Origin of the sequence: Rahnella sp. ChDrAdgB13 (assembly GCF_017655185.1) — a bacterium.
GTDB classification, from domain to species: Bacteria; Pseudomonadota; Gammaproteobacteria; order Enterobacterales; family Enterobacteriaceae; genus Rahnella; species Rahnella contaminans.
In genome coordinates, this window is the sequence record NZ_JAEMGT010000032.1 from 23,138 (window position 1) to 49,418 (window position 26,281).

General features: G+C 53.5%; 25 protein-coding genes. 4 read left to right on the forward strand and 21 right to left on the reverse strand.

Annotation, left to right across the window (positions count from 1 at the left end):
* Window positions 1-220 precede the first annotated feature (220 nt).
* On the forward strand, window positions 221-928 hold the full coding sequence (locus tag J8X26_RS11410; RefSeq protein ID WP_208950940.1) for an OapA family protein: 708 nt from the start codon (window positions 221-223) through the stop codon (window positions 926-928).
* On the opposite strand, the gene J8X26_RS11415 is transcribed toward J8X26_RS11410, so the two are convergent.
* From J8X26_RS11415 to yjfP, 6 genes are all read right to left on the reverse strand, one after another.
* The gene (locus J8X26_RS11415; RefSeq protein ID WP_208950941.1) at window positions 925-1,296 is read right to left on the reverse strand and encodes a DUF488 domain-containing protein; all 372 of its coding nucleotides are present in this window, start codon (window positions 1,294-1,296) and stop codon (window positions 925-927) included. The two genes, J8X26_RS11410 and J8X26_RS11415, sit on opposite strands and share 4 nt — an antisense overlap.
* Before the next feature lie 103 nt (window positions 1,297-1,399).
* The gene (rplI, locus tag J8X26_RS11420) at window positions 1,400-1,852 is read right to left on the reverse strand and encodes a 50S ribosomal protein L9 (RefSeq protein WP_013573778.1); all 453 of its coding nucleotides are present in this window, start codon (window positions 1,850-1,852) and stop codon (window positions 1,400-1,402) included.
* Between the two features lie 39 nt (window positions 1,853-1,891).
* Window positions 1,892-2,119 (reverse strand): 30S ribosomal protein S18, encoded by a 228-nt coding sequence (gene rpsR, locus J8X26_RS11425; RefSeq protein WP_002210155.1) that lies wholly within the window; start codon window positions 2,117-2,119, stop codon window positions 1,892-1,894.
* Between the two features lie 4 nt (window positions 2,120-2,123).
* Entirely contained in the window at window positions 2,124-2,441 is a 318-nt protein-coding gene (priB, locus tag J8X26_RS11430; protein ID WP_208950942.1) for a primosomal replication protein N, read from the reverse strand.
* A gap of 5 nt (window positions 2,442-2,446) precedes the next feature.
* Entirely contained in the window at window positions 2,447-2,839 is a 393-nt protein-coding gene (rpsF, locus tag J8X26_RS11435; protein WP_013573776.1) for a 30S ribosomal protein S6, read from the reverse strand.
* 151 nt (window positions 2,840-2,990) lie between these two features.
* Window positions 2,991-3,740: an esterase gene (gene yjfP, locus J8X26_RS11440; RefSeq protein ID WP_208950943.1), complete on the reverse strand. Its 750-nt coding sequence runs from the start codon at window positions 3,738-3,740 to the stop codon at window positions 2,991-2,993.
* A 281-nt stretch (window positions 3,741-4,021) separates the two neighbouring features.
* On the opposite strand from yjfP, the gene J8X26_RS11445 reads away from it, so the two are divergent.
* Together J8X26_RS11445 and bsmA are read left to right on the forward strand one after the other, a co-directional pair.
* Window positions 4,022-5,971, forward strand: coding sequence for a methyl-accepting chemotaxis protein (locus tag J8X26_RS11445; RefSeq protein WP_208950944.1), 1,950 nt, complete (start codon window positions 4,022-4,024; stop codon window positions 5,969-5,971).
* A gap of 95 nt (window positions 5,972-6,066) precedes the next feature.
* Complete coding sequence (bsmA, locus tag J8X26_RS11450) at window positions 6,067-6,378, forward strand: biofilm peroxide resistance protein BsmA (protein WP_152325321.1); 312 nt, start codon at window positions 6,067-6,069, stop codon at window positions 6,376-6,378.
* On the opposite strand, the gene J8X26_RS11455 is transcribed toward bsmA, so the two are convergent.
* The 15 genes from J8X26_RS11455 to nnr form a co-directional block, all read right to left on the reverse strand.
* A complete protein-coding gene (locus tag J8X26_RS11455) occupies window positions 6,379-8,010 on the reverse strand; it encodes an isovaleryl-CoA dehydrogenase (protein WP_208950945.1) in 1,632 nt (543 codons plus the stop codon).
* A gap of 136 nt (window positions 8,011-8,146) precedes the next feature.
* The gene (gene rlmB, locus J8X26_RS11460; protein ID WP_014411562.1) at window positions 8,147-8,890 is read right to left on the reverse strand and encodes a 23S rRNA (guanosine(2251)-2'-O)-methyltransferase RlmB; all 744 of its coding nucleotides are present in this window, start codon (window positions 8,888-8,890) and stop codon (window positions 8,147-8,149) included.
* Between the two features lie 92 nt (window positions 8,891-8,982).
* Window positions 8,983-11,481 carry a ribonuclease R gene (gene rnr / locus J8X26_RS11465; RefSeq protein ID WP_165058833.1) on the reverse strand — a complete coding sequence of 833 codons (2,499 nt, stop codon included), beginning with the start codon at window positions 11,479-11,481 and terminating at the stop codon, window positions 8,983-8,985.
* Between the two features lie 41 nt (window positions 11,482-11,522).
* Window positions 11,523-11,948 (reverse strand): nitric oxide-sensing transcriptional repressor NsrR, encoded by a 426-nt coding sequence (gene nsrR, locus J8X26_RS11470; RefSeq protein WP_152325324.1) that lies wholly within the window; start codon window positions 11,946-11,948, stop codon window positions 11,523-11,525.
* Window positions 11,949-12,176: 228 nt separating this feature from the next.
* Window positions 12,177-13,475 carry an adenylosuccinate synthase gene (locus J8X26_RS11475; protein WP_152325325.1) on the reverse strand — a complete coding sequence of 433 codons (1,299 nt, stop codon included), beginning with the start codon at window positions 13,473-13,475 and terminating at the stop codon, window positions 12,177-12,179.
* A gap of 144 nt (window positions 13,476-13,619) precedes the next feature.
* Window positions 13,620-13,820: a DUF2065 domain-containing protein gene (locus tag J8X26_RS11480; protein WP_101078281.1), complete on the reverse strand. Its 201-nt coding sequence runs from the start codon at window positions 13,818-13,820 to the stop codon at window positions 13,620-13,622.
* A gap of 94 nt (window positions 13,821-13,914) precedes the next feature.
* On the reverse strand, window positions 13,915-14,919 hold the full coding sequence (gene hflC / locus J8X26_RS11485) for a protease modulator HflC (RefSeq protein ID WP_152325326.1): 1,005 nt from the start codon (window positions 14,917-14,919) through the stop codon (window positions 13,915-13,917).
* 2 nt (window positions 14,920-14,921) lie between these two features.
* Window positions 14,922-16,214, reverse strand: coding sequence for an FtsH protease activity modulator HflK (gene hflK, locus J8X26_RS11490; protein ID WP_152325327.1), 1,293 nt, complete (start codon window positions 16,212-16,214; stop codon window positions 14,922-14,924).
* A gap of 33 nt (window positions 16,215-16,247) precedes the next feature.
* Window positions 16,248-17,552, reverse strand: coding sequence for a ribosome rescue GTPase HflX (gene hflX, locus J8X26_RS11495; RefSeq protein ID WP_014333660.1), 1,305 nt, complete (start codon window positions 17,550-17,552; stop codon window positions 16,248-16,250).
* A gap of 98 nt (window positions 17,553-17,650) precedes the next feature.
* Window positions 17,651-17,959, reverse strand: a complete 309-nt coding sequence (gene hfq, locus J8X26_RS11500; RefSeq protein ID WP_013573763.1) for an RNA chaperone Hfq — start codon at window positions 17,957-17,959, stop codon at window positions 17,651-17,653.
* Between the two features lie 114 nt (window positions 17,960-18,073).
* The gene (gene miaA / locus J8X26_RS11505; RefSeq protein WP_208950946.1) at window positions 18,074-19,015 is read right to left on the reverse strand and encodes a tRNA (adenosine(37)-N6)-dimethylallyltransferase MiaA; all 942 of its coding nucleotides are present in this window, start codon (window positions 19,013-19,015) and stop codon (window positions 18,074-18,076) included.
* On the reverse strand, window positions 19,008-20,912 hold the full coding sequence (gene mutL / locus J8X26_RS11510; protein WP_165058825.1) for a DNA mismatch repair endonuclease MutL: 1,905 nt from the start codon (window positions 20,910-20,912) through the stop codon (window positions 19,008-19,010). The genes miaA and mutL overlap by 8 nt, the downstream gene beginning before the upstream one ends.
* A gap of 34 nt (window positions 20,913-20,946) precedes the next feature.
* The gene (gene amiB / locus J8X26_RS11515; RefSeq protein WP_208950947.1) at window positions 20,947-22,734 is read right to left on the reverse strand and encodes an N-acetylmuramoyl-L-alanine amidase AmiB; all 1,788 of its coding nucleotides are present in this window, start codon (window positions 22,732-22,734) and stop codon (window positions 20,947-20,949) included.
* A gap of 7 nt (window positions 22,735-22,741) precedes the next feature.
* Window positions 22,742-23,221, reverse strand: a complete 480-nt coding sequence (gene tsaE / locus J8X26_RS11520) for a tRNA (adenosine(37)-N6)-threonylcarbamoyltransferase complex ATPase subunit type 1 TsaE (RefSeq protein ID WP_152325331.1) — start codon at window positions 23,219-23,221, stop codon at window positions 22,742-22,744.
* Window positions 23,218-24,744, reverse strand: coding sequence for a bifunctional ADP-dependent NAD(P)H-hydrate dehydratase/NAD(P)H-hydrate epimerase (nnr, locus tag J8X26_RS11525; RefSeq protein WP_208950948.1), 1,527 nt, complete (start codon window positions 24,742-24,744; stop codon window positions 23,218-23,220). The genes tsaE and nnr overlap by 4 nt, the downstream gene beginning before the upstream one ends.
* Here nnr and queG point away from each other — a divergent pair.
* Window positions 24,743-25,897: a tRNA epoxyqueuosine(34) reductase QueG gene (queG, locus tag J8X26_RS11530; RefSeq protein ID WP_208950949.1), complete on the forward strand. Its 1,155-nt coding sequence runs from the start codon at window positions 24,743-24,745 to the stop codon at window positions 25,895-25,897. The two genes, nnr and queG, sit on opposite strands and share 2 nt — an antisense overlap.
* Window positions 25,898-26,281: the final 384 nt, after the last annotated feature.

Here is a 26,281-nt window from a genome sequence, read left to right on the forward strand (position 1 = left end):
AGCATAGCAGCGCAACGCTTTTGGGTAAAATTCTCTGTGAGGCAACTTGACGCCTGACGCAGTTCCTTCCACTTTTCGATAAATTTTTCGTATTTGCCGCTATTTAACACATCGTTTGAGTGATATTTATGCTTTGCCCCTTTCCGCATCAAGCAGTTAAACAGCTATACTAGGCAGCAACAGGCAGTCGAAATTGTGACAGTGAAAAAGAGAGGTTGTCATGGGCAGAATCCCGCCCAGGAGAAGGAAAGCCGTCCGTATTTATCAACCCATGTTGAGATCCTGGATTGCCATTATGAAAAGGCCGATGCAAGACACGACAGCGCAAACTGAAAACGAAGAGGAAGAAAACGTCGGGCAAACCGGTCGCGCTTCTTCTGCGGTGATGAAAAGCAAAACGCTGCTCAGCAAAATCTGGCATATGAGCGACGATTTCCACTGGATGTCGCCCCTGCCTTATGCGCACCGCCGTGGCATGATTATCAGTGTACTGGTGATCCTTCTGGCACTGCTCTGGCCTTATACGCCGGAAAATACCTACGCGCCTTCACAACCGCAGCAGCCGACCAGCATTCCGATGCAGGCCGATTTGCGTAACGATCAGGGCCGGACCACGCAAATGGCTGAACCGGACCCGGTACAGCCGCAGGTGAACGACAGCACCGGCACCTGGCGCAATTATCAGGTTCAGTCAGGGCAAACGCTGGCTCAGCTGTTCCGCGATAATAATATGGCCGTGAATGATGTGTTCGCGATGGCGCGCGTTGAAGGTGCTGACAAGCCGCTGAGCACGCTCAAAACGGGTCAGCAGGTGAAGATTCAGCGTGATGCGCAGGGCGTGGTCACCGCATTACAGGTGACGACGGATCAGAATGTGACGGTGACGTTTACGCGCCAGCCGGACGGCAGTTTCCAGCGCGGCGGTTAAGAATTGAGCTTTTTATGCAGTTTTTCCAGTAGAAACTCGCGCAGCACGACGGCCTGATTATGGTGTACGTCTTTGCTGCCAAACAGCAGGGTCAGCGAATGGCCTTGCTGCACTATCTCCAGTAATCCCTTCCAGTGCTCACTGACTTCTAGCTGCTGACGATAACGTGCGGTGAACGCATCCCACTGATCGGTGTGATGATGAAACCACTGACGTAGCTCAGTTTTCGGTGCTACCTCTTTGAGCCAGACGACGCCCTGCAATCTTTCTTTGCTGATACCACGCGGCCATAAACGATCCGTCAGATAGCAATGTTGTTGTGCCGGACCGTGGAAATCGTAAACGCGCTGAAGAGTAATGTCTGCCATCGAATCGCTCCATGAATGCCTTTTCAGACTAGCGTATTTTGCCGGACGCAGAAAAGCAAAACGCCGGCACAAGGCCGGCGTTTTACAGGTTAACTGCAGCGTATTACGCTTCAGCAACCACAACTACGTTCAGTTTAGCGAATACGTCGCTGTGTACCTGGAACTCAACTTCGTGTTCACCAGTGGTACGCAGAACGCCATTCGGCAAACGAACTTCGCTTTTAGCAACTTCAACACCAGCAGCAGTTACTGCATCAGCGATATCGCGAGTACCGATAGAGCCGAACAGTTTGCCTTCGTCGCCTGATTTAGACGCGATGGTTACTGAACCCAGTTCGTTGATTTTAGTTGCGCGAGCTTCAGCAGCGTTCAGAACGTCAGCCAGTTTGGCTTCCAGTTCTGCACGACGTGCTTCGAAGAACTCAACGTTTTTCTTGGTAGCAGGAACAGCTTTGCCCTGTGGTACCAGGAAGTTACGAGCGTAGCCCGCTTTAACGTTAACTTGATCACCCAGGCTGCCCAGGTTTGCTACTTTATCAAGCAGAATAACTTGCATTACCTTATCCTCTCAGAGTCGTTAATTGACAGTTGCCGATTACTGATGACGATCAGTGTATGGCAACAGAGAAAGGTAGCGTGCGCGCTTGATGCAACGAGCGAGCTGACGCTGGTATTTTGCACGAGTACCGGTAATACGGCTCGGGACAATTTTACCGCTTTCGGTAATGTAGTTTTTCAGCGTAGCGATGTCTTTGTAATCAATCTCTACAACGCCTTCCGCGGTGAAACGGCAGAACTTGCGACGACGGAAATAACGTGCCATTAGGCTAGTCTCCAGAATCTATCAAATCAATCTGCTCGGCATGTAACACCACTTTATTCAGTCCATTGCGCACTTGATGGCAACTAATGAATCCGGAAACAGTGAGTTGCGTGCCGACCGTTATGCTGTGAGTTAATGCTTGTGACGCTTGTCCGCTGACAACGATGGGCATTCTGCACCATGCTTGTCGGCTAAATCCGGCTTCCTGCTGCTGCGAGCGGTGCTCAAGCACAAACTGGCAGTGAGGAATGCCCGAAGGACTGACTTTACGAATGGGGGTCTTGCACACAGTGCCTGACAACACCAGACGATTCGCCGTCACGGCAATTACTCTTCAGAATCCCCAGCTTCAGCATCATCGTTAGCTTCAGCAAAGTCTTCACGGCGATCACGACGTTCGTCTTTTGCTTTAACCATTGGAGATGCTTCAGTTACCGCGTGTTTAGTACGCATAACCATGCTACGGATAACGGCGTCGTTGAAGCGGAAGTTAGTTTCCAGCTCATCGATCGCTTCCTGCGGAGCTTCAACGTTCAGCAGAACGTAGTGAGCTTTGTGCAGTTTGTTGATCGGGTAAGCCAGTTGACGGCGGCCCCAGTCTTCCAGACGGTGAATCTGACCAGCAGCGTTAGTGATTACTGCACTGTAACGCTCGATCATGCCCGGAACCTGTTCGCTTTGGTCAGGGTGAACCATAAAAACGATTTCGTAATGACGCATCGAATTGCTCCTTACGGATTATTCAGCCTCCTGTCAGGGTCAACCGCGGCCCATGGAAGCAAGGAACGTGTTTGTTGTGCGGTCGAAAAAATGACGCGCAATTATATGTACAGCCTGTGGGAAACTCAAGGAGAAAGGCAGATTAATTTCTCTACAGCTTTGCGGCGAAGAATGCCGTAGTTTTCGCCAGCGCATTCACCGACACTTTATGCTTCGCATCCGCTTCTGAAATAAACGTCAGGTTTGCATCCGCGCTATTCTCGGCGAGTTCCTGCCGCAGGCGCTGACTTTCGCCGAACGGGACGACATCATCCTGTTCACCATGCCAGACAAACAACGGCTTACCGGCAATTAAAGCCGCTTTCCCGCTGAAATCAAGGCTGAGTAACGGTGCAAATTCACGTTCAAACGCGTCGCGTTGCGCGGTGTCTTGCGTGTCGTAAGCCGGAAAAAGATGGTGCGATAATTTTGAAAAATAACCGGAACCCATCAAATTAGCCGCCACTTTTACCCACGGGAATTTTACCAGCGCGGCCATCGTCGTCATTCCGCCCATCGACACGCCGCCGACGCCCAATCTTTCAGAATCAGCCAGACCTTTGCCGACGAAGTGATCTTTCAGGACCGGTAACTCTTCGACGTTACCCTGCAAAATGCCCCAAAAATTCGCCAGCAGCCGGGCTTCATCCCCGTCCGCGCGTGCGCCATGCAGGCGGGCGTCGGGTAAAATAACGCGAAAACCGGCCTTCGCCAGCGTGTAACCAAAATAGGAGTAAATTTCTTTCGAAGAGGTAAAACCGTGATAGAAAAATATCGTCGGGAGCTGCTGCTGATATTGCCCGGCAGGAACGGCGTGAACAACCTGGATCCCGTCAATATTTTCTTCGTACATCTCAACCATCGGATACTCCCTTTACGCTTTCTGGCAAATGAATTTGGCTTCGGTCTGGTTTTCATTTTACCGGCCTGCGGCCAGCCGACCACAACCTTTTTCGTATGATTTATAACCATTTACTGAAGTGAAAGTAAAATCAGCTCTTTTCATAAAATGAAAATTCACACATCGAGAATGATTTCATTGATTCAGATCAATTTTTTATGAAATAACCGGTTACATTTGAACGTTAATCCTTTCCCGTTTGCCGCCGTTAGTGCGCTATCAGAAGCAAACGGAAAAACACCATGAAAACGGCATCAAAACGCTCATTTCGCCGCTGGAGCATAGGCGCAAAACTGGCCAGTATCGCTTCGCTGCTGGTCGGCACCCTGTTTATTATTTTCACTTTGTCACTGACACACTCTGCGGGCAGACAGGTTAATGCACTGGCCGTTAACGCCATTTCAGAACAGGTGACCGGCGTCGTTGACATGATTGACATGTATAACGCCAGCCTGAATGCCGAAGTGGACAGCTACACGCGCCTGTTCAGCCATTTTCTGCCAGAGAATTTCGAGCTGGATACCGCCAGCCCGGTGATGATCGGCAGTGAGTCTGCCCCTGTCATTAAAGCAGGCGGCAATCCCCTGAATCTTGATACGCGTATCCCCGATGATTTTCTGGCACGCACCGGCGCGATCTCTACGGTTTTCGCCCGCCGTGGCGATGATTTTATCCGCGTGACCACTTCGCTGAAAAAGCAGGACGGCAACCGCGCCATCGGCACTTTGCTCGACAATACCAGCCCCGCTTACGCACAAATTATGGCAGGACAACCTTTTAGCGGTCTGGCGACGCTATTCGGCAAAAAATACATCACCAAATATCAGCCGGTTCGCGACGCGCAAGGCAGCGTGATTGGCATCCTGTTTGTCGGGGTAGATATCACCAAAGAATATGCAAACATGCGGGAAAAAATTCTTTCCAAACGCATTGGTGACCATGGGTATTTCTTTGTGCTCAATAGCGCGCCCGGTAAAGATCTCGGTAAATATCTGGTGCATTCCACTGATGAAGGCAAAACACCGGCCTGGCCTGAAGGCGAACTGCAACAGGTGATGGCGCAGCCAAAAGGCCAGCGCGAGTACACAGACACTGCCAGCCAGCACCAGCAATTCATGGTGTATGCCAGTGTTCCGGCATGGCACTGGGTCGTGGCGGGCAGCACGGATAAAGACAGCCTGATGGAGCAGGTCAACAGCACCCGTAATCACTTCCTGCTGATAAGCCTGCTGGCGCTGGCGTGCTTTGCCGCATTTTTCATCTGGCTGACGCGCAAACTGGTCAGCCGCCCGCTCAGTGACGTGGTCCATATCGCCCAGCAATATGCCAGCGGCGATCTGCGCGCCCGGGCACAAACGCAGCGTGTGGACGAAATCGGCGCGCTGATGCACGCCATCGACGGCATCGGTCATGGTCTGGAGAAGATTGTCGGTGAGGTACGGCAGGTTTCGTCCGAAGTCATGCTCAACACGCAAGGGCTGGCGCACGACAGCCAGCAGATTAATCAGCAGATCGGCACGCAGGCCAGCAGTCTGGAAGAAACGTCCGCCAGCATGGAGCAAATTACCGCCACCGTGCAGAACACCGCAGACAACGCCTCACAGGCAACACAACTGGTGCAACAAACCGATAAAGCCGCCACGGTCGGCGCAGATGCGGTGAATCAGTCCGTCGAAAGCATGGAAGCCATCAGACATGCCTCAACGCGCATTGCGGATATCACCACGGTGATTGAAGGCATCGCCTTCCAGACCAATATTCTGGCGCTGAACGCCGCTGTAGAAGCCGCCAGAGCGGGTGAGCATGGTCGTGGCTTCGCCGTTGTCGCCTCGGAAGTGCGGGCACTGGCACAGCGCAGTTCGAATGCGGTGAAAGAAATCGAAATGCTGGTGGCCGATTCCCTGAGTAAAGTGGAAGATGGCCATCAGAGCGCGGCAAAAACACAGGCGAATATGAGCAATATCTTGCAAGGGATCCGCCAGGTGAAAGTGCTGATGAGCGATATCGATGTGGCTTCGCACGAGCAGTCTTCCGGCATTTCGCAGGTGAACATTGCCATCATGCAGATTGGTAAAGCGACGCAGGAAAATGCCACGCTGGTGGAAAACTCACAGCAAACCGCGGCGGCGCTCAGCGAACAAGGGCGTCATCTCTCACAACTGGTGAGCGTCTTTAAAATTTCCGAACGGTAAGACGTGAAATGCGCGGCAATAAACGCCGCGCAGACTCGCCAGCAGACCGGTGAAAGGACTACACTTCAGGCATCGCCCTTTTACCGGATATCACAATGAAATCCCTCCGAATCTCCGCTGCGCTGCTGTTACTGGTTGCGCTGAGCGGTTGCAGTAATCTGATGCAAACCACGCCGGTTGCGCCGCCTGCCATAACAGCTAAAGCGCAGGAAATTACCCGTGCGCAGACCTCCACTCTCACCAAAATTGGCAGCATCACCGTCGATGTGATTGGCAGCCCGATGGATGCAGAAGCAGAAGTTCAGCGCCGCGCCGATGCGGCGGGGGCGCACTATTACGTCATCATGTTTAACAGCGAAACCATTATTCCCGGCCGCTGGTATTCGCAGGCCACACTCTACCGCTGATTATTCAGCGCCGATCGCGCGGTTGAGCAACAGCTGGCACAAACGTTCCGGCAACAGCGTTTCACCGCGCGGATCGAGCACCATTCTGCACCAGGCGTCCGCCACCGGTGGCGAAGCAAATTCCAGCATCTGAGTTGCTGTCATCAGGTTAAACAACTGACTTGTCAGCCAGCGGCCATGCGCTTCTTCCGATGAGCGCAGGCGCTGTAAAAACTGGCGGGATGCCCGGTCAAATATGCGGTTTTGGCCGCGCACCTGATACAAGACCTGTTGCAGCATTTCTCCGCTGGCGGGTAATTTTTTGAGCGTGCGCAGAACATCCAGACACATCACATTCCCCGACCCTTCCCAGATGCTGTTGACCGGCATTTCACGGTACAAACGCGGTAACTCGCTGTCTTCGCAATAACCCAGACCGCCCAGCGCTTCCATCGCCTCAGCAACAAAAGGCATCCCCTGACGGCATACTTCAAACTTAGCGACGGGTGTCAGCAACCGGCACAGTAAGATTTCCGCAGGAGTATCCTGTGCGCCGGACGCCGCCGCCAGTCGCATCAGCACCATCGTCTGACCTTCCAGCATCAGCGCCATGCGGCTCAGCGTCTGGCGCATCAGCGGTTGTTCGATGAGGGGCTTTCCAAAAACCTGCCGCTGGAAGGCGTGATACAGCGCAACCGACAACGCCCGGCGCATCATGGCGTGGCTGCCCAGCGCGCAGTCAAAGCGCGTATGGCCGCCCATTTTCAGGATATGTCGGATGCCTTCGCCCTCTTCGCCCAGCAGCCAGCCGGTGGCATTCTGAAACTCCACTTCGCTGCTGGCGTTCGACCGGTTGCCCAGTTTGTCTTTCAGGCGCTCAATGCGGACCGCATTGCGGGTTCCATCGGGCAGAATTCGGGGCAGGAAGAAGCAGGACAGCCCGCCGTCAGTCTGCGCCAGTACCAGATGCGCATCACTTTGCGGTACGGAGAAAAACCATTTATGACCGACCAGATGATAAGGCTTTCCGCTGCCACGCCCTTCCAGCGCTGTCGCCCGTGTGGTGTTACTGAGCACATCGGATCCGCCCTGCTTTTCCGTCATGCCCATGCCGATCAGCACGCCTTTCTTCTGGTCGCCGGATTGCAAATGCGGATCATAGCGATCGGATAACAGGGGTTTAAGCCAGCCGCTGAATTCCGCTGGCAGCGTTTTTTGCAGTAAAGGGATCGCCCCAAAGGTCATGGTCACCGGGCATAACGTTCCCGCTTCAACCTGGCCGTGAAGAATAAAGCGCGCTGCACGGGCGACCGCCGAGCCGATGCGTGCATCCTCCTGCCACGGCAAATTATGCACGCGGTTGGCAATCAGCCCCTGCATCAGCAAGTGCCAGGCCGGATGAAAACGCACATCGTCGAGGCGTTCACCGCAAGGATCATAACGTAAAAGTTCTGGCGGATGAGTATTCGCCAGCCTTCCGAGCTCCAGCGATTCGGCAGAACCTAACTGTTGCCCGAGCGACGCCAGTACATCAGCATCCCAGCCAGCCTGCTGACGGGAAACCGCCTCGCGAAGCGGAGTGTCGGAAAGGAATAAATTGCTGTTACTCAGTGGTTTGGGCTGATTAAAAACCCGGTGTGTTTCCCAGTTCATCGCCTGCTCCCTGTTCAAAGGACATGGCGTAAGTATGGTAAAAATCGGGGAATTAACAGGCGGGCAGATCACAAAGGCAGAAATGCAAACGGGAGCCCTGAGGCTCCCGTTTCATCAGCAACAAAGAAAGCAGTAATCAGCTTTTCTTAAGGCCACGCTGACGTACCGCTTCGAACAGACAAACACCGGTTGCAACTGAAACGTTCAGTGAAGACACGCTGCCCGCCATCGGGATGCTGATCAGTTCGTCGCAATGTTCGCGGGTCAGACGGCGCATACCCTCGCCCTCTGCGCCCATCACCAGCGCCATCGGGCCGGTCATTTTACTCTGGAACAGGTCATGATCGGCTTCACCGGCAGTGCCGACGATCCAGACATTGTGTTCCTGCAATACACGCAACGTGCGCGCCAGATTGGTCACGTTGATCAGCGGCACGTTTTCAGCCGCGCCGCTGGCAACTTTTTTGGCGGTCGCATTCAGTTTGGCAGAACGGTCACGAGGCACGATCACCGCGTGAACACCGGCCGCATCCGCGGTACGCAGGCAAGCACCGAGGTTATGCGGGTCAGTGACGCCGTCCAGCACCAACAGGAACGGGCAATCGAGGCTTTCCAGCAATGCCGGCAAGTCATTTTCCTGATACTGACGGCCTTCGCGCACGCGCGCGATAATGCCCTGATGCACTGCGCCTTCGGATTTTTCATCCAGCCACTGGCGGCTTGCAACCTGGATCACGATCCCGCTGGCTTCCAGTTCGTCGATCAGCGGTTTCAGGCGTTTATCGTCGCGGCCTTTCAGAATAAAAACTTCCAGAAAGCGTTGCGGATCGTTGTCGAGTAAGGCTTTAACGGAATGGATACCGTAGATAATTTCGCTCATGATGCTCTTTAAAATAGACTTGCGGACAGCAAGCTGTCCGCAATTTAATAAGGTTACAGGCGATTCTACCATAGAAGAATCGCCGGAAAGGATTAGCTGTCCGTCGACTTTTTCTTCGCGCGCTTGGCTTTGGTGGCCGCCGCAATTTTTGCCGTTTTATCAGAAGGCTTTTTGGCTTTCTTCGGCTTGCCGTCTTTACCGACTGCGCCGACCGCTTTCTCTTTCTTCGGTTTGGCAGGTTTCGCGTCATCTTTACGGAAGGCGCTGTCCGGCTCAAAGTTCACGTTTTTCTTACCGGTGCGACGACGCCCCGCATTGGCCGGTGCAGTGGAACGCATGGAACGCTCACCGCCTTTTTTGGCGCGGTCACGTGCGGTTTTGCCTTCACCACGCGCTTTACGGGTGCTGGAAACCAGTGCGAAATCGATTTTACGTTCGTCCATATGCACGGCTTCAACACGGATTTCAACAGTATCGCCCAGGCGGTAAACTGCGCCGGAAGATTCGCCGACCAGACGCTGACCGATGTTGTCGTAACGGTAATAATCGTTGTCGAGCGAGGACACATGCACCAGACCGTCGATGAACAAATCGTTAAGGCGCACGAAGAAACCGAAACCGGTCACGCTGGCGATAATGCCGGTGAAGACTTCGCCGACATGATCCTGCATGAAGTCACATTTCAGCCAGTCAGCCACGTTACGCGTCGCTTCATCCGCACGACGTTCTGCCATCGAACAATGCTCACCGAGCTGCAACATATCTTCGTAATCGCTGTGCCAGCCGCCGGTTGGCGTCCAGCGCTCTTTCAGCGTGCCGTGCTCTTTCGCCAGCAGGTATTTTATCGCACGGTGCAGGGCCAGATCCGGATAACGACGGATTGGTGACGTGAAGTGCCCGTAGGACTGCAACGCCAGACCAAAGTGACCACGGTTTTCCGGGTCATAAATCGCCTGTTTCATCGAACGCAACAGCATAGTCTGCAGCATTTCGCGGTCAGGACGATCCGCCAGTTCATCCATGATCTGCGCATAATCTTTCGGCTCAGGCTTCAGACCGCCGCCCATGACCAGACCCAGTTCACCCAGCACGCTTCGCAGCGCGGAAATATGATCATCGCTTGGACGGTCATGTACACGGAACAGCGCAGGTTCGTTATGTTTTTCAACAAAACGTGCGGCAGCGATATTCGCCAGGATCATGCACTCTTCAATCAGCTTGTGGGCGTCGTTACGCACGGTCGGTTCGACACGTTCGATGCGGCGCTCGGCGTTAAAAATGAATTTGGCTTCTTCAGTTTCGAATGCGATACCACCCCGTTCCGCACGTGCCTGATCCAGCACTTTGTACATGGTGTGCAGTTCAAGCAGATGCTTAACCAGCGGGCTGTACTGCTCACGCAGCTCAGGATCGCCTTCAATGATGCGCCAGACTTTGTTGTACGTCAGACGTGCATGGGAGCTCATCACCGCTTCGTAGAATTTAGAGCTGGTCAGCTTGCCCTGCGCGGAGATCGTCATCTCACAGACCATACACAGTCGGTCTACCTGAGGGTTCAGGGAACACAGGCCGTTGGACAGCACTTCCGGCAGCATCGGGACAACCTGCGACGGGAAGTAGACTGAAGTGGCGCGGCTGCGTGCTTCGTCGTCCAGCGCCGTGCCGTGACGGACGTAATAACTCACGTCAGCGATAGCCACCCACAGGCGCCAGCCGCCACCGCGTTTTTTCTCGCAATATACGGCATCATCGAAGTCGCGCGCATCTTCACCATCAATGGTGACCAGCGGCAGGCTCCGTAAATCCACCCGCCCTTTTTTGGCTTCTTCCGGCACCTGCTCACTCAGGTCTTCGACCTGTTTCAGAACTTGTGGTGGCCAGACGTGCGGGATCTCGTGAGTACGCAGCGCGATATCCACCGCCATGCTGGTGCCCATTTTATCGCCGAGGACTTCAACGATTTTACCGACCGCTTTAGTGCGGCGCGTCGGACGTTGTGTCAGCTCGACCACCACCATATAACCCATGCGCGCACCGTTAATGGCGTCGGCCGGGATCAGAATGTCAAAACTCAGACGACTGTCGTCAGGCACCACAAAACCGGCACCGGCGTCAGTAAAGTAACGGCCCACGATCTGGCTGGTTTTCGGCACCAGAACGCGCACGATACGCGCTTCGCGGCGGCCTTTACGGTCGGTGCCAACCGGTTGTGCCAGTACCACGTCGCCGTGGATGCACATTTTCATTTGTTCAGCAGAAAGGTATACGTCGTCTTTCTTAACGCCTTCAAGACGCAGGAAACCGTAACCATCGCGATGGCCAATAACCGTACCTTTCAGCAGGTCCAGACGCTCCGGTAGCGCATAGCACTGGCGGCGGGTGAAGACCAGCTGTCCGTCACGCTCCATCGCGCGCAGACGACGACGCAGCGCTTCGAGCGCTTCTTCTCCGGACAGATTCAGTTCATTACCGATTTCTTCCCGGCTGGCCGGGGTTTCACGTTTCGCGAGATGTTCCAGAATAAATTCACGGCTGGGAATAGGTGATTCGTATTTTTCTGCTTCTCGTTCCAGGAATGGATCTTGTGACATAGCGGTTCCTCCGTTGTCATCAGCAGTTTGTTGAAAGTCTTTCATTCAACAAGCAATAATTTGTAGAGCGTTGAGTTATCTTTGACCATATCGGCCAGAGTGTACTGATTCAGCTCATCAAGAAAATGTTCTACAGCAGTGTGCAGGACTTGTTTTAGCCGGCAAGCGGGCGTGATATGGCAAAAATCACTGTCACAGTTAACCAGTGAAAGCGGCTCGAGTTCGCGAACCACATCGCCAATGCGGATTATTTCCGCGGGTTTCCCCAGTTTAATGCCCCCGTTTTTTCCACGGACAGCGGTGACCAGGCCCGCACGGCTCAACTGATTAATGATTTTCACCATGTGGTTGCGCGATACACCATAAACTTCGGTGACCTGCGAAATGTTGGTCATCTGATCGCCTGGCAGGGATGCCATATAAATCAACGCTCTCAGACCATAATCAGTAAAACTCGTTAACTGCACACATACCTCTGGGTAGTTGTTTACCCGGTCTTTCCACGTCAGCAATGACAACAGGGTGAAGATGATTGTTTATTATGACACTTTGATGATAAACCAGCCGCGAACTTTGCAGCTAATCATTTAGATAGTGGATGCTTCGCGGGAAGTAAACAAGCGTGGAAGGTCAGAAAAAAATAAACCGGGCAAATTTGCCCGGTTATGACGTTTTTACACAATCAGCTCAGGCTGTTATGCGTCAAACGGGTCGCGCAGGATCATGGTTTCGCTACGATCCGGACCAGTCGAAATGATATCAACCGGAACTTCAGTCAGCTCTTCGATACGCTTGATGTAGTTCAGCGCTGCCTGCGGCAGATTTTCGACTTCTTTCACGCCGAAGGTGGTTTCGGTCCAGCCTGGCATGATTTCGTAGATTGGCTCGATGCCTTCCCAGCCTTCTGCAGCCAGCGGGGTGGTGGTCATTTCGCGGCCATCAGGCATGCGGTAACCGACACACAGCTTCACTTCTTTCAGTCCATCCAGCACGTCCAGTTTGGTCAGACAGAAACCAGACAGGGAGTTGATCTGCACAGAACGACGTACGGCAACGATATCCAGCCAGCCGCAACGACGGCTACGACCGGTGGTCGCACCAAATTCGTTACCTTGCTTACGCAGGAATTCGCCGGTTTCGTCGAACAGTTCAGTCGGGAACGGACCTGCCCCCACGCGGGTGGAATAAGCTTTTACGATACCCAGAACGTAATCTACGTAACGCGGACCAATGCCTGAACCGGTAGCAACGCCGCCAGCGGTGGTGTTGGAAGAGGTTACGTACGGATAAGTCCCGTGGTCGATGTCCAGAAGCGTACCTTGTGCGCCTTCGAACATGATCAGATCGCCACGCTTACGCGCGCCATCCAGCAGCTCAGACACGTCAACAACCATAGCCGTCAGGATGTCGGCGATAGCCATGACATCATCCAACGTTTTCTGGAAATCAACGGCTTCTACTTTGTAGTAGTTAACCAGCTGGAAGTTATGATAATCGATGATTTCTTTCAGCTTGATAGCGAAAGTTTCTTTGTTGAAGAGATCGCCAACGCGCAGACCGCGACGGGCAACTTTATCTTCATAAGCCGGGCCGATGCCGCGACCGGTCGTGCCGATAGCTTTATCGCCACGCGCTTTTTCGCGCGCCATGTCCAGTGCGACATGGTAAGGCAGGATCAGCGGGCAAGCTTCAGACAGTAACAGACGTTCGCGTACAGGGATGCCACGAGCTTCAAGTTCGCCCATTTCTTTCATTAAAGCGTCAGGTGCCAGAACAACACCGTTGCCGATGATGCTGATCACGTTCTCACGCAGAATGCCAGACGGAATTAAATGAAGAACGGTTTTTTCACCGTTGATAACCAGAGTGTGACCGGCGTTGTGACCGCCCTGATAGCGCACAACATATTTAGCCCGTTCAGTAAGCAGGTCTACGACCTTGCCTTTCCCTTCATCACCCCATTGTGTGCCGAGTACGACGACGTTCTTACCCATCTCAAGAATCACCAGGTTGCTTAAAAAAGGATTCTAACATCTCATTCTGTGCTTTCCAGTACTTTTAGCACACGTTTGCGGGAAAAATTTTAATTGCGTGCTACCGGTCTCAACATGACGTGACACGCTGAACGTAACAAAACCTCAACCACCCAGACGACCACGCAACATGTAGTAAATTACGAAGCCTGCGACCACAAGACCCCCGCCAAAACGACGTAAAACGGAGTCCGGAAGATTCGCCAGAGTGAGGATCATTTTTCTCCACGATTTTGGATAAAGCATCGGTCCCAGGCCTTCCAGAACCAAAACTAAGGCCAGCGCCAGCCAGATTGTCGAATTCATGGTGAATGTGTCTCAGTGATTCCCTTCAACAGGAAAAGGAGTTTCAGAAATGACAAAAGGCCCGCGAAGGGCCTTTTGGAAATTGCATCAGCAATTATTTGTTTCTTAGCTGGTCAGGTGACTTCATGAAGCGGAAGAAGTCGCTGTCAGGGCTTAACACCATGACATCGTTACCGCTCTTGAAGCTGGCCTCATAAGCACGCAGGCTACGGATGAATGCGTAGAAGTCCGGATCCTGGCTGAATGCATCAGCAAACAGTTTCGCCGCTTCGGCATCGCCTTCACCGCGGGTGATACGGGCAGTACGTTCTGCTTCAGCCACTGTACGGGTTCTTTCGTAATCCGCCGCTGCCTGAATCTTAGTCGCCTCTTCTTTACCCTGAGAAATGTGGCGCAATGCCACCGCATTACGCTCTGCGCGCATACGGTCGAAAATCGCGCTGGACACTTCTTCCGGCAAGTTGATTTGTTTCAGACGAACGTCAACCACTTCAATACCCAGCGCCGCCATGCTGTTCGGGTTCACCGCAGGCTGTTTGCCTTTGGTTTCCTGCTCAACACGTTTCGCCGCAGACGCGATCGCATCATCAGCTTCGGTTGTCGCTTCCGGCTCATCACCTGCACTACCGGTGTTCAGCGCGTCACGCACATCCAGCGTCAGACGACCGCGGGAATCGGTCACGATGTCTTTCACATCCAGACGACCAATTTCAGAGCGCAGACGGTCACTAAATTTACGTTTCAGCAGAACTTCGGCCTGAGAGACGTCGCCGCCGCCCGTTGCCAGATAGTAACGGCTGAAATCGCTGATACGCCATTTCAGATAGGAATCGACGATCAGGTCTTTCTTCTCGCTGGTCACGAAACGGTCAGCCTGGTTGTCCATGGTCTGGATACGCGCGTCGAGCATTTTGATAGATTCCACAAACGGAACCTTGAAATGCAGACCCGGCGCATACACCAGAGGCTTGTTATCGCTGTCGCGCAGGACTTTGCCGAAACGCAGCACGATACCGCGCTGACCTTCCTGAACCACAAACAGTGAAGCATAAAGCGCCACCAGCACCACAACGACGATAAGTAAAAATGACTTACGCATTGTTATTCTCTCCCTACGCGAAGTGTATCGTCACGCTGTGCATTAGCACGGCGCTGGTCCATGACACTGCCAGACGAACGGGAACTGCTGTTATCGGCACTGCTTTTGCCATTACTGCTGGTCAAGCCTGGCACAGAAGGTAACAAACCTGCGTCATCATTTTTGCTGGTGTCGTTCGCTGCCGCGTTATTTCCGCGCAGCATCTGATCCAGTGGCAATACCATCAGGTTATTTCCTTTGTCACTCACCAGAACTTTACGGGTGTGACTGAGGACTTTTTCCATGGTTTCGATATAAAGACGCTCGCGGGTAATTTCCGGTGCGGCTTTATATTCTGGTAACAGTTTGGAGAACCGGGCCACTTCACCCTGCGCTTCCAGAACGGTACGGTCTTTATACGCTTTCGCGTCTTCCAGCAAGCGCTGTGCTTCACCGTTTGCCAGAGGCTGGATCTGGTTCGCGTAAGCTTCTGCTTCACGAATAGACTGCTGCTCTCTTTCACGGGCGGCAATCGCGTTATCGAAGGAAGCTTTCACTTCTTCCGGCGGACGCGCGGTCTGGAAGTTGACGTCCTGAATAGTAATACCCATTTTGTACGGACGAATGGTTTCTTCCAGTACACGCTGAGTGTCGCTACGCACCGTGGTACGGCCTTCAGTCAGGATTTTATCCATCGTGTATTTGCCGATAACGCCACGCAATGCGCTGTCCGTTGCCTGGCTCAGGCTGTCGTCAGGGTTGGCAACGCTGAAAAGGTAAGCTTCAGGGTTTGTCACGCGATACTGCACGTTCATTTCGACGCGTACCACGTTCTCGTCAGAAGTCAGCATCACACCAGACGCGGCCAGTTCACGTACCGACTCGACGTTCACTGCGCGAACCTGATCGATGAAGGTCGGTTTCCAGTTCAGGCCCGGCTCAACCAGATGGCTGAACTTACCAAAACGGGTGACCACACCACGCTCAGCTTCTTTAATGGTATAGAAGCCCGTCGCCGCCCAAATCACAACCACCGCGGCAACCGCGATGCCCGCAATCCGGGTACCACTCATCCCGTGACCAGAACCGGTTGGCGCGCCATTGTTGTTATTGTTGTTGCCTGAACCTTTTCCACCGAATCCACCCAGCTTCTTGCTGAGTTTACGAAAGATATCGTCCAGGTCAGGAGGCCCCTGATTGCGGCCGCCTTTGTTGTCATTATTTCCACCAGAATTTCCACCAGAGTTGCCGCTATTATTGCTGCTGCCCCAGGGGTCGCGGTCCTGTCCGTTATTACCGGGCTGATTCCACGCCATGTTATAGCTCCATTATTCTATGATTGGTGTTCTTCAGGCTAAATCAGACAGGCTCTGGTTGCGGACATAGCTTTCCAGTTCCTGCTCTTGTTTGCAGAGGCGACGCCAGTCAACAATGGGCATTCGCACCATCAGACCGATACTGCCATCCTCTTCAATCCATTCTTTTTCAATGGCCTGAAGCTGGTAAAAACGGCTACGAAGGCGGCCAGCTTCCGGCGGCAGGCACAATTCATGCTGCGCAATTTCGCCAGATAACCGCTCCGTTAACGCCTGAAAGAGCAACGGAATACCTTCACCTGTCACGGCTGAGAGCCAGACCCTGACCGGCAAATTCTCCTCGTTGCGGTCGATACGCGGGACAAAATCATCCAACATATCTATTTTGTTCATCACTAACAGCGCAGGAATTTCATCTGCTTCAATCTCTGCCAGCACCGTATTAACCGCGTCAATATTTTCCTGAACACGGATGTCCGCTGCATCAATCACATGTAATAACAGAGATGCCTGTCGGGTTTCCTGCAACGTTGCCTTAAAGGCGGCAACTAAATCATGGGGCAGGTGACGAATAAACCCTACGGTGTCTGCCAACACTGTTTCCCCGACATCTGCCACCATAATGCGGCGCAGCGTAGGATCCAGCGTAGCAAACAACTGATTGGCCACGTAAACATCGGCCTGAGTGATACGGTTAAAGAGTGTAGATTTTCCGGCGTTGGTATACCCCACCAAAGACACCGTCGGAATATCCGCACGAACGCGCGAACGGCGACCCTGTTCACGCTGCTTAGCCACTTTTTCAAGACGGCTGAGAATTAAAGTAATCCGGTCCCGCAGTAAACGGCGGTCCGTTTCGAGCTGGGTTTCACCCGGGCCACGTGCACCAATGCCGCCGCCCTGACGCTCAAGGTGTGTCCAGCCGCGAACCAGTCGGGTAGCAATGTGGCGTAATTGCGCCAGTTCTACTTGTAACTTACCTTCGTGAGTTCGTGCCCGCTGGGCAAAAATATCTAAAATCAAACCGGTGCGGTCGACAACGCGACATTCGCATAAGGCTTCCAGGTTTCGTTCCTGGCCGGGGGACAAAGCGTGATCGAACAGGATGACAGAAGCGCCCGTTGCTTTGACGGCATCTGCGATTTCTTGGGCCTTTCCTTCACCGACAAAGTATTTAGGGTGCGGTGCCTTGCGGCTCCCGGTGACGACTTGCAACGCCTCTACACCTGCAGAAGAAACCAGCGATTCAAATTCGCTCAGGTCTTCCGTGTCTTTGTCTTGCGAGAAATAGATATGAACCAGTACGGCCTGCTCACCGGCTTCATAACGGTCAAACAAGCTTGCGACCTCTCATTTGGGAAAAATTCGCCAGCCGGGGGTGCATAAGCATAATCGGAATACTTATGAACCCCTTCGTGGTTGACCAACGTTGCGCTTTATTCAGCGTCATCGTTTTCCTGCTGCGGCTGTTGCGCAGACGGAGTACTACCTTGGTGATAATTGTTGGTGCTGCCCGAACCTGGATTATTGCTATGGTGTGACACCGGGCGGGAAGGCACTACGGTGGAGATAGCGTGTTTATACACCATCTGGCTTACCGTATTTTTTAACAGAATGACAAACTGGTCAAAAGACTCAATCTGGCCTTGCAGCTTAATACCATTCACCAAGTAAATAGAAACCGGAACACGTTCACGACGCAATGCGTTCAGGAACGGATCTTGCAAAGATTGCCCCTTAGCCATTCTATCTTTTCCTTATTAGTTTGTTGTTTGTAACTTTGAGCCTATCGGCTCGAAAATAAATCACATAAAAAATTTGCGCGCTGAGTACTCATCAATTGTACACAATCACCCAACCTATGCACTAACAACCTGAATTACACGGTTTAAGGCCTCTTCTGGCTTCTCAGAATCGAGCCATTCGACACCCTCCCAACCCCGCAACCAGGTCATCTGACGTTTGGCCAGTTGTCGTGTCGCGCAAACACCACGATAAACCATTTCATCGTAATCGAATTCACCAGACAAATATGACCACATCTGGCGATAGCCTACACAGCGAATAGAAGGCAAATCGGTATGCACATCGCCCCGAGCTATCAGCGTTCTGACTTCGTCTTCAAAACCATTGGACAACATCTGACTAAAACGTTCCTCGATCCGCGCATGTAATGTTTCACGGCGGGTCGGGGCAATCGCAAACTGATGAACGCGATAGGGTAACGTTTCACCCGAAATTTTAGTCAGTTCCGTTAAAGTTTTACCCGAAATATAAAAAACTTCCAGTGCTCTGGACAGTCTCTGCGGATCATTCGGATGAATTCGCATAGCCGCGACGGAATCAATTTCGCTCAGCTGGCTATGAAGTGCTTCCCAACCCAGCTCTGCGGCCTGTTTTTCAATGCGTTCGCGCACAGCCGGATCGGCGGGCGGCAACGGTGAAAGTCCTTCGAGCAATGCCTTGAAATAAAGCATAGTCCCACCCACCAATAACGGGATCTTATTGCGCGAGGTTATTTCTGCCATTTCGCGTAAAGCATCCGCACGAAAGTCAGCCGCAGAATATGCGCGGGTCGGGTCGAGAATATCAATCAGACGATGTGGTGCTTGCGCCAGTTCTTCCGCCGTCGGTTTCGCGGTGCCGATATCCATGCCACGGTAGATCAGTGCGGAATCCACACTGATTAACTCAACGGGCAGATGTTTCATCAGCGACATCGCCAGTGCGGTTTTACCGGATGCGGTCGGCCCCATAATAAAGATCGCCGGGGGAGCGGTGTGTTTTTCAGAATCAGTCATGCTTAAAAGCCGCCAGCGCGGACTGTAAATCAAGAGGTTGCAGAAGTCCGGAGGGAGGCGCTTTAACCAAATGTGGGCAAAGCCGCTCAACATCCGTGAGTAATTGTATGGCTTGTGAAACTGACCAGACCTCGTGTTCGCAGCCACAGTGGCGGGCAAACCACATAGCTACCGCATCAGAAGTCACCTCCTGCTGAACAGCAAGGTAACCTAACAGATCAGGTATCAACTTTTGTAAATTTTGTTGGCGTAATGGTAAAGGTACCGCGCGAACCGTCACACGCTGTGACTCGCTGAGCATTTCTAAACCAAAATGCTGTAATAGCGTCTGATATCTCGCCAGCGCGGCGATTTCTTCTTTACTCAACGTCAGCTTTAGCGGGATCAGCAAAGGCTGCGGGCGAAGCCCTTCTTCCGGCGGTGTCAGTTGTGCCCACTTCAGCCAACGATCGGCCACCGGCAACGATAAAAGCACCAGCTGCTTTCCGCGTTCCAGCAACGCATATTCCGCCGAACAGACCGTCAGTACGCGCCCGAAACTCTGGCTGTGCGCTTCAAGTGCCGGTTCAGCCAGTGTACGAGCGGCGGATGGCGCAGGCTTAGCGGGTTGTGCCACGACCGGAACCGGTTCCTGCAAAGAGAAATCCCCGGCGGCAGGCTGCAAAAGCTGCTGATAGGGCTTTGCTTCATTGCGGTTGTATGCCGGTTCAGAACTCCGGAATGTCGGTTCGCGCGGCGCGCTGCTTCGGGCAGTTTCAGGAAAAACATTTTCCCGTAGGGTCTGAGCCGGCTTTTTATCTGCGGGCTGTGAGAAATGATTTCCCCCTGCCGCCTGCCGGTTTTCCGGCTGCCAGCGCGGTGCTTCTGCCTGCAACTGCGGTTCTTCAAGCACCGGATTGCCTGCCTGTTGTAAAACAGACATGACAGCCTGATAGATGAAATCATGCACCAGCCGCGACTGATGGAAACGCACTTCATGCTTGGCCGGATGCACATTCACATCCACCTGATGCGGATCGACATCCAGGTACAACACATACGCAGGCTGCTGATCGTCTTTTAACTGATCCTGATACGCCTGGCGGATCGCATGATTAATCAGACGATCTTTCATCATACGGTTATTCACGTAGCAATATTGCATGTCAGTCAGGCTGCGCGAACCCGCGGGGTCAGCAACCCAGCCGCGGATCGCCAGATCGCCGTGGCTCCATTCAACTTCCAGCGCATGTTCAACGAACGTCGGGCTGCAAATACTGGCCAGGCGGCGGGAAGACTGCGACGGATCTTTCACGGCGCGGTACTGCCGGATCAGTTTGCCGTTGTGGCTGAGATTGACGGAAACGTCAAAGCGCGCCAGCGCAATGCGACGGACGACTTCATCGATATGGGTAAATTCGGTCTTTTCGGTGCGCATAAATTTGCGCCGGGCTGGCGTGTTGTAAAACAGATCCAGCACTTCAACGGTAGAACCCTGCGGATGCGCGGCCGGTTTGACGGTTACCGCCATGTCGCGGCCTTCGGCGTACGCCTGCCAGGCTTCCTGTTGTTCTGCGGTGCGTGAAGTCAGGATCAGGCGTGATACCGAGCTGATACTGGCCAGCGCTTCGCCGCGAAAACCGAGGCTGAGAATGGCCTCCAGATCGTCGAGGCAGGTGATTTTACTGGTGGCGTGACGCGCCAGCGCAAGAGCCAGATCGTCTTTACCAATCCCGCAGCCGTTATCACGAATACGGATGAGTTTGGCGCCGCCACGATCGATATCAATATCAATGCGCGTCGCACCAGCATCCAGACTGTTTTCCACCAGTTCTTTCACCACGGAAGCCGGTCTTTCGACAACTTCACCGGCCGCTATCTGATTAGCAAGCTGCGGCGGCAATACCTTGATCGGCATATCGGCTCCTGTGGCTGGCGGCTATAAACCGCCGTTATGACTGTGGAATCGTTAAGGTTTGGCCGAGCTGCACCTCGCCAGACTTCATGTGATTCGCCGTTTTGATGTCATTCATGCTGACACCGTATTTGCTCGCTATCGCGGAAAGCGTGTCGCCGCGTTTCACCGTATGTTTTGCCGGTTTCTTCGTTGCTTTGGCCGTCGTAGCAGAAGCGCGCGATGACGATGCTGTAGAAGTGCGGGTGCCAGCTGGCACTTTCAATCTCTGGCCGACCCAGACGCCATCTTTTTTCAATTTATTCAGGTCACGCAGCGCCGCGTTGGTCGTTCCGTAGCTACTGGCAATGCCGGTCAGCGTCTCACCACGGGTGACTTTGTGGATTTGCGTTGCCCCGCCGGAAGCCGCAGTGGCTTCAATCGGGCCGGGCTGACTGACGGAAGAACTGGCTGATGTATCGCTTCCCGCTGCGCTATCACTTGCCGCCGATGCTGATGCCAGCAGCGGACGGTTTTCGACCTTTGGGCCGTTTTGTATCGGATGCGACTGGAAATAATTACGCAGGCCAATGTGAATGGCTCGTGCAATTTTATCCTGGTACGCGCTGCTGCCCAGCAGCCGCTCCTCGGTTGAGTTACTGATAAAGCCGGTTTCTACCAGCAGAGACGGGATATCCGGAGAACGGAGTACGCCTAAACTGGCGTGTTCCGGTTTGGCTTTGTGTAGCGAGCCGACCGAGCGAAGTTCCCGTAAAACGCGGGTCGCCACGTCATAACCCACGCGCTGGGAATGGCCGAACTGTAAATCCAGAACCGCCTGGCTCAGGTAAGGGTCAGACGCAGTATTCGCCAGTACATCGCCTGCACCGCCGAGTAATTCTGATTGTTTCTCGTGTTGTTCCAGCCAGTTACCCATTTCGCTGTTCGCGCGACGGTTAGACAGAACCCACACCGACGCCCCGCGCGCACTGCGGCTTGGCGCCGCATCGGCGTGAATGGAGACCAGAACGTTGGCGTTTTTCTTACGCGCCACGTCAGAACGCCCCATAACGGAAATGAAATAGTCGCCGTCGCGGGTCAGCACCGGTTTGAACATCGGGTCGGCGCTGAGCAATGTCTGAAGCTTGCGGGCAATAGCGATAGTGACATTTTTTTCTTTCAGGCCGCCGCCGCCAATAGCGCCCGGATCCTGCCCGCCGTGACCGGCGTCGATCGCGACAATAATTTTACTGTCGCTGGTGGAAACAGTGGAAGAACGTGAGTTGTCCGGCGCGACGGTGGTAGCGATAACTTTCGTCTGATCATTGGTAAACGGATTCGATTTTTGCGAGGCGTCTGGCGTGACGGTAGCATTCGGCGGCGGCGTATTGGTGACCGTGGAAACCGGCGCATTGCGGCGCGGTGCGGCCGATGCATTCATGGTCAGCACAACGGTGTACTGGCTGCCGTCTTTTTGTTTCGTCGCGTTGGTTCTGACTTTCTGATTCAGTTCAAAAACCAGACGCTGACTTTGCGCATTCGGCGGCGTACTCGCGCGCACGCGGGTCACCAGATTCTGGCCGTTAAATGTCAGCGGCAACCCTTTCATCACGCCATCCTGACGGATATCCATGACAACGCGTTCGGGGTTATGCAGCGGAAAAAAAGAATAATCCGGCGAGCCGTCAAAGGTAATCGTCACCGTCGACTGCATTGCGCCATTGGAAACATTGATGTTTTTCATGCCAGCCGCCAGTGCGGCGGACGGAATCAAAACAACAAAAAGCAGCAGCGTCGACAAAAGTATTGCGGCTGAATGGAAAAGAGAGGTGAAGCGTAAGTTCATCGCGCGGTCATCCTTGCTGTTGAACACGATGCAATAACGTAACACCGGCTTGCGACACTGCGACCAGTTTCGCCGTGCGCGCCAGAGGCTGCTCCTGCGATGAATAGTCCAGCGTCAGTTCAATATCCGGCTCGGGTAAAACACCTGCGCCTTTCTGCGGCCATTCCACCAGACAAATGGAATCCTGCGCGAAATAATCACGGATCCCCATAAATTCCAGTTCCTCCGGATCGGCAAGGCGATATAAATCAAAATGATAAACAGCGATATTGCTCAGCTGATAAGGCTCAACCAGCGTATAGGTCGGGCTTTTCACGTTGCCCTGATGCCCTAATGCCTGAAGAAAACCCCGGCTAAAGGTCGTTTTACCGGCGCCCAGATCACCATAAAGATGGATAACCGCAGAGCCTTCGCAGGCTTTCGCCAGTGAAGCACCTAATTGCAGCGTCGCTGCTTCGTCGGGTAAAGAGATATTAAGTTGATTCATTCAGATATCTGTTTCTTCAGGTCTGGATTAACTAACGGGGGAATCACCGCTAAAAGATCAGTCGCCAGCATACCGCGCGTTCCCTGCCGGTGGGCGATTTCGTCCGCAGCTGCGCCATGAACTACTGTGCCCGCGCAGGCCGCATCATATACATCGAGTTTTTGAGCCAGTAATCCGCCGATAATACCAGAAAGTACGTCGCCCATGCCGCCCGATGCCATTCCGGCATTACCGACGTCGGCAACGGCGAGCCCGCCGCGTTCACTGGCGATCAGCGTGCCTGCGCCTTTCAGGACGACCACGCCGCCGTAGCGTTCAGTAAGTTTTCTGGCAGAAAGTAAGCGATCACTCTCAATCTCCTCCACACTGCACCCGAGTAAACGAGCTGCTTCGCCGGGATGCGGTGTCAGTACGCGATTTTGCCGTTTCCCGGGATTGATTGCCAGCAGGTTAAGCGCATCGGCGTCCCATAACGCCGGTTTATCCGATTTTTCAGCCTGCTCTACCGCCTGCCGGCCCCAGTCGCGTTGTCCAAGCCCCGGACCGATGACCAGAACGTCTGCCCATTTCAGGCCTTCTTCCAGTGATTTCGCCGTGAGCTCCTGCACCATCAGTTCAGGTCTTGCCGTCAGCAAGGGCCCGGCGTTTTCAATGTGAGTAAGTACTCGCACCAGACCTGCACCGCTACGCAGCGCGGCTTCAGACGCCATGCGGATGGCACCGGCAAAACCTGTGTCGCCACCAACCACCAGCAAACGTCCATGATCGCCTTTGTGCGAACAGGGACGACGCGGATGCAACCATTGCGCCAGCTGCGTTGCGTCCAGCCGTTGCAGGTGCGGAAGATGTCCGCCCAGCCAGCTTTGCAGCCCGAGCGGATCGCAATGCAATTTCCCGACGTAATCTCGCGCCTGGCCGGTCAGTAAGCCGGGTTTCAGGGCAATAAAGCTGAGCGTGTGCGTGGCGTGAACCGCCTGTCCGGCGGCCTGCCCGGTTTGGGCATCCAGACCCGAGGGAATATCTAAAGAAAGAACCGGAACCGGCGTCGCGTTAATGTTTTCGATGAGCCCGTCGTAAGGCGCGCGCGGTGCAGACGTCAGGCCGGTGCCCAGCAAACCATCGATTATGAGATCAATATCCTGCGGCCATTGCGTATCAGCAGCGCCGCTTTCTCCGCCCGCTTTCTCCCAGCCCAGACGCGCTGATTCTGCTTCATCAGGCAGCGGCTTGTGGCTGTCGACCGCCAGCAGCGTCACCCGAATTCCAGCCTGCTTAGCCAGACGGGCAACTTCATATCCATCACCGCCGTTATTGCCATGCCCGCAAAATATCAGCCAGTGCCGCGCGTCAGGAAATTGGCGCTGAGCCATCAAAAAAGCCGCTTTGGCCGCGCGCTGCATCAGGGTAAACAGAGAAATCCCTGTTTCCTGCGCCGCCTGGCGCTCAGCTTTTCGCAGCCAGTCAGCAGAAAACACGGAATGTGGTAAACTCGCCTCGTTTCGTTTTTCACGTTGGTTCGTCATGACACTCCCTCTCGATCTCGTTCAACTGGCTCAACATATCAAGCAATGGGGCCAATCGCTAGGCTTCCAGCAGGTCGGCATCTGCGATACAGACTTATCCGCAGAAGAGCCCAAACTCCAGGACTGGCTTGATAAACAATATCATGGCGAGATGGAATGGATGGCACGCCATGGCCTGTTGCGCGCACGCCCTCACGAGCTTTTGCCCGGCACATTGCGGGTGATCAGCGTGCGCATGAACTATCTGCCCGCCAAAGCCGCCTTCGCCAAAACCCTGAATAATCCGCTGCTCGGCTATGTCAGCCGGTATGCGCTCGGCCGTGATTATCACAAAGTGTTGCGCCAGCGGCTGAAAAAGCTCGGCGATATGATTCAGGCGTATTGCACTGAACATGCTGACCAGACCGTGACTTTCCGTCCTTTTGTCGATTCCGCCCCGGTCATGGAGCGCCCGCTGGCGGCCAAAGCCGGTCTTGGCTGGGTTGGTAAACACTCACTTATCCTCAACCGTGAATCCGGCTCCTGGTTCTTTCTCGGCGAACTGCTGATTGATCTGCCGTTGCCGGTTGATCAGCCACAGGAAGAAAAGTGCGGCAAATGCGTGGCCTGCATCACTACCTGCCCGACTGGCGCCATTATCGCGCCTTATACCGTGGATGCGCGTCGCTGCATTTCTTACCTGACGATTGAACTGGAAGGCGCGATACCGGAAGAATTCCGGCCCATGATGGGTAACCGCATCTATGGTTGTGACGATTGCCAGCTGATTTGTCCGTGGAACCGTTATTCACAACTGACGGATGAAGAGGATTTCAGCCCGCGTGCGGCGTTGCATTCGCCGGAGCTGATCGCATTATTTGGCTGGACGGAAGAGAAGTTTCTGCGCATCACCGAAGGCTCGCCTATCCGCCGTATCGGTCATTTGCGCTGGCTGCGGAATATTTCGGTGGCGCTGGGCAATGCGCCCTGGTCGGAACAGGTGCTGGACGCGCTGAATTCACGCGCAGGTGAAAATCCGCTGCTGGATGAACATATTGAATGGGCAATCCGGCAACAAACCGAAAGAAGAAATGAACATCGTATTGAAGTGCAAACTTCGCAGCAGAAACGGCTGATTCGTGCTGTTGAAAAAGGTTTGCCAAGGGATGCATAACAAATCCCAAATCACATTACCAGATAAGCTATATTTTCTGTGCATAAAAATAAAAATGCTTTGCCAATCAATTGCAAAAAAAAGAGCAAGTGATCGTCATAACGTTTTGTTATAAATTTATTTTTAATAAAATCAAGTGATTATGAATTGGCAATATGGGCAGCACAAAAAACGGACAGTGTAAAAAAACAGCTAAACCTGTGGATAAGTCTGTTTAAAAAATTACTACAAACCGTGTAATGATCGTCTGAATCACGCACGAAATATGCACGAAAACGCTGCTGAGAAATGAAAGTAAACCGAAGAAGAAAATTGGAGCGGGAAACGAGACTCGAACTCGCGACCCCGACCTTGGCAAGGTCGTGCTCTACCAACTGAGCTATT

Bases quoted from the DNA above. Each gene is read 5' to 3' on its own strand.
- J8X26_RS11475 (WP_152325325.1), bottom strand. From the start codon at position 13,475: ATGGGTAAGAACGTCGTCGTACTCGGCACACAATGGGGTGATGAAGGG.
- miaA (WP_208950946.1), bottom strand. From the start codon at position 19,015: ATGACTGATTCTGAAAAACACACCGCTCCCCCGGCGATCTTTATTATG.
- rpsF (WP_013573776.1), bottom strand. From the start codon at position 2,839: ATGCGTCATTACGAAATCGTTTTTATGGTTCACCCTGACCAAAGCGAA.
- hflK (WP_152325327.1), bottom strand. From the start codon at position 16,214: ATGGCGTGGAATCAGCCCGGTAATAACGGACAGGACCGCGACCCCTGG.
- yjfP (WP_208950943.1), bottom strand. From the start codon at position 3,740: ATGGTTGAGATGTACGAAGAAAATATTGACGGGATCCAGGTTGTTCAC.
- hflC (WP_152325326.1), bottom strand. From the start codon at position 14,919: ATGCGTAAGTCATTTTTACTTATCGTCGTTGTGGTGCTGGTGGCGCTT.
- tsaE (WP_152325331.1), bottom strand. From the start codon at position 23,221: ATGAATCAACTTAATATCTCTTTACCCGACGAAGCAGCGACGCTGCAA.
- rpsR (WP_002210155.1), bottom strand. From the start codon at position 2,119: ATGGCACGTTATTTCCGTCGTCGCAAGTTCTGCCGTTTCACCGCGGAA.
- rlmB (WP_014411562.1), bottom strand. From the start codon at position 8,890: ATGAGCGAAATTATCTACGGTATCCATTCCGTTAAAGCCTTACTCGAC.
- queG (WP_208950949.1), top strand. From the start codon at position 24,743: ATGACACTCCCTCTCGATCTCGTTCAACTGGCTCAACATATCAAGCAA.
- J8X26_RS11415 (WP_208950941.1), bottom strand. From the start codon at position 1,296: ATGGCAGACATTACTCTTCAGCGCGTTTACGATTTCCACGGTCCGGCA.
- hfq (WP_013573763.1), bottom strand. From the start codon at position 17,959: ATGGCTAAGGGGCAATCTTTGCAAGATCCGTTCCTGAACGCATTGCGT.
- rnr (WP_165058833.1), bottom strand. From the start codon at position 11,481: ATGTCACAAGATCCATTCCTGGAACGAGAAGCAGAAAAATACGAATCA.
- rplI (WP_013573778.1), bottom strand. From the start codon at position 1,852: ATGCAAGTTATTCTGCTTGATAAAGTAGCAAACCTGGGCAGCCTGGGT.
- J8X26_RS11480 (WP_101078281.1), bottom strand. From the start codon at position 13,820: ATGAATTCGACAATCTGGCTGGCGCTGGCCTTAGTTTTGGTTCTGGAA.
- nnr (WP_208950948.1), bottom strand. From the start codon at position 24,744: ATGACGAACCAACGTGAAAAACGAAACGAGGCGAGTTTACCACATTCC.
- mutL (WP_165058825.1), bottom strand. From the start codon at position 20,912: ATGCCGATCAAGGTATTGCCGCCGCAGCTTGCTAATCAGATAGCGGCC.
- J8X26_RS11455 (WP_208950945.1), bottom strand. From the start codon at position 8,010: ATGAACTGGGAAACACACCGGGTTTTTAATCAGCCCAAACCACTGAGT.
- amiB (WP_208950947.1), bottom strand. From the start codon at position 22,734: ATGAACTTACGCTTCACCTCTCTTTTCCATTCAGCCGCAATACTTTTG.
- bsmA (WP_152325321.1), top strand. From the start codon at position 6,067: ATGAAATCCCTCCGAATCTCCGCTGCGCTGCTGTTACTGGTTGCGCTG.
- J8X26_RS11445 (WP_208950944.1), top strand. From the start codon at position 4,022: ATGAAAACGGCATCAAAACGCTCATTTCGCCGCTGGAGCATAGGCGCA.
- J8X26_RS11410 (WP_208950940.1), top strand. From the start codon at position 221: ATGGGCAGAATCCCGCCCAGGAGAAGGAAAGCCGTCCGTATTTATCAA.